At 63.8% G+C, this 2,542-nt stretch carries 2 protein-coding genes and 1 pseudogene; 1 reads left to right on the forward strand and 2 read right to left on the reverse strand.

Annotated features, from left to right (window positions below):
* Positions 1–327: 327 nt before the first annotated feature.
* Positions 328–936: a class I SAM-dependent methyltransferase gene (locus ASG77_RS21335; protein WP_082575973.1), complete on the reverse strand. Its 609-nt coding sequence runs from the start codon at positions 934–936 to the stop codon at positions 328–330.
* Between the two features lie 75 nt (positions 937–1,011).
* Positions 1,012–1,452 (reverse strand): annotated as a pseudogene (locus ASG77_RS21340) (transposase); the annotation flags it as partial.
* A gap of 251 nt (positions 1,453–1,703) precedes the next feature.
* Between ASG77_RS21340 and ASG77_RS11040 the strand changes: the two are divergent.
* Positions 1,704–2,045 (forward strand): YciI family protein, encoded by a 342-nt coding sequence (locus ASG77_RS11040; RefSeq protein WP_056345268.1) that lies wholly within the window; start codon positions 1,704–1,706, stop codon positions 2,043–2,045.
* The last annotated feature ends 497 nt before the right edge of the window (positions 2,046–2,542 follow it).

Below are 2,542 nucleotides of genomic sequence, written 5' to 3' on the forward strand. Positions count from 1 at the left end.
GGCCGCCCGCGGTAACCAGCTCTTCGCTGTTCCCCTCGCGGCGACTTAGAAAACAATACACCCACCCAACCCCCACCGCAAATCCACCCCCACAACGGACCCTATGCCCCCAGAATCCGCGTCGTAGCGGGGAATCTGAGGGGCTCACCGGAGTCCCGGTGCAGTATTCGGCCAGAACGGGTTTCTGTTGACTGGATCACATCATGCGAGGATTGGCTCACGGCCGATTCGACCCAGGCCGGCGCCTTTCCGGTTACAGGTCAGCCCAAGCCTTGTTGTAGTTTCGGTTTACCTTTCGCCTGCCCGCATTCCTCCGGTTGCTGTCTCTTATGAATGGCTCAGGCGTGCACTGATAGCGGCGTGCGGCCGATGACCAGGATCAGTTCGTCGCTGATGGGAGATGGTTTCGAAGCCGGCTGCACTAAGGATCCTGCTGAGGTCTCCCACGGGCCAGGAGTACGCAGGCGTCACCGCATGTGGATATCTCGCGATTTCGTCTCCTTCAAACAGACCTAGCAGGAGAAGAAGTCCGCCAGGAGTCCGGCGCCGTGCCAGTTCCCGGAGAACGGAGGGAACCTGGTCGGGTTCAAAGTGGATTAGCGAGTACCAAGCCAGGACGCCGGATGCATATCCTTCGGGAACTCCGAAACTCGTGAGGGAGGCGACGCGGAAGGGGATGCCGGGGAAGGATGCTTCTGCTTGCTTGATAAACGCCGGCACCAAATCGATTCCTTCGACCGCCGCCCCATGGTCCGCGAGGAACTTGGTCCAATGGCCGGGCCCGCATCCTACATCCAGCACTGGCCCCACCAGGGGTGCGACCCAGTCGGCTACGAGCTTCCGATCAGCTGGATGAGTTGACTCGACCGACCCAAATCTTGCAGTGTACTCGGCAGCTCTCTTTGAGTATGCGGTCTCGACCTCTGCGTCCGTCATGCAGCCACCTTATTGTGGGCAGCAGTATGTAATCGATGCTTCCGGGCAGATTTGACTATTAGTTTGACGTGCCCTCTCCAGACCGGTGCGGCCATGGATGGCCTGCTGGACCCGACGCCGGCACTCACCGAGCGCCTTGCCGGCCAGGAAGGCCACGTGGAAGGGATCCAGGACCGCGACCGCCTCGGGGAGCGCTCGGCGGCGGGAGACTTGAATCCCCGTGAACCCGTACATCGCGACCACCTCCACGGCGTCGCGCCACACGTGCCCGCAGTCGATACACCGGTGCCGGCGGATCGTAACCTCGAGGCCCTTGGGACGACATCCCAGCGGCTCGTGCGCCAACTCCCGTGCCACTGTGTCCCGCACCATGTTCTCGAACCCGCAACGTCGACACCACCGGTCGATCGAATCGCCGGGCACGACGACCCGACATGCCAGCACCGCACGATCGGGCTCAAGGCGCTGCCTGGTGGCCTCCAGACCCAGCTCGTCGAGCCGACAAAACGTGGTCAGATCAGGACAGGCGAAAGCGGTAGTGGGGTAGCGTCGAGCACGTCGAAGGGATCCATGGCTGACCCTCCTTCGCGGGCGCGCGCTTTAAAACGTGCTCTCAGACGGTCCCGCTCAAGCAGGTTCTGCGGGTCGGCCGCGACGCTCCATCTTGACCACATGTCGGGCGGCGGAGCCATAATCGGTCTGGGCACCAGAGCGGTGCCGCAGAGAAGAGCCGACGGATGGCGCCGCCGGAGCAGAGGAGTCCTCGAATGACGAAGTACCTAATCTCGTTCCCCGGTGAGGCCATGGTGTTCCCCGAGGAGGACTTCGAGGCGGTAGTCGAAGCCTCGCATGCCGTCATCGACGAGGCCAAGGCGGCGGGTGTGTACGTCTTCGGCGGCGGGATCAATGAGGACGTAGACCCGGTGCTCGTGGCCGGTGACGGCACCGTCACCGAGGGCACGTACCCAGGCCACAAGGTGCCCAACGGCGGCTACACCGTTCTCGAACTGCCCTCGCGGGAGGCGGCACTCGAGTGGGCCGCGAAGATCGCAGTCGCCTGCCGCTGCGCCCAGGAGGTCCGGCAGTTCCAGTACGACCCGGCAAGCTGACGAGAGCAACCCCAGCCACAGCCGGCCATGCGTCGCGCGACCATAATGAAAGGCGTGCAACAGGGCATGGAGCGGGTGATCTCGACGGACGGCACCTCGCCCCGGCCGACTGGTCGATCGGGGCCGGTCGGCCTCCGGTGTACGCCAGCGGCCCAGCCGTCTCGAGCCGAGTTGCGAGCTGCCGGAGGAGCGCTCTTTCTGCATCCGGCCGAGGGAAGTCGGCCCGTACGATAAGACCCTGTTGGGTTCGGGCTGGAACGCGGACATGAAGCCGGACCACGCGGATGCGACATTGCTGCGGGTGGTGAGTGCGCGTGTCCAAATTCACTGCAGGGAGTGAAAGAGGGGTCGGGTTTTCGCTGCGGGTACGGCGTGAGCGTGCCGGCGTCGTTCTGCCTGGGGGTGTTTGTGGTGTGGTGGTTAAAGTGGGAGAGCCCCCCAACCTGGTGGTTGGGGGGCTCTCGACCGTAATGATGTTCCGGCGGTGACCTACTCTC

The organism is Arthrobacter sp. Soil762 (genome assembly GCF_001428335.1).
Taxonomy (GTDB): domain Bacteria; phylum Actinomycetota; class Actinomycetes; order Actinomycetales; family Micrococcaceae; genus Arthrobacter.

Coding starts and splice junctions, on each gene's coding strand:
- ASG77_RS21335 (WP_082575973.1), bottom strand. CDS start 936: ATGACGGACGCAGAGGTCGAGACCGCATACTCAAAGAGAGCTGCCGAG.
- ASG77_RS11040 (WP_056345268.1), top strand. CDS start 1,704: ATGACGAAGTACCTAATCTCGTTCCCCGGTGAGGCCATGGTGTTCCCC.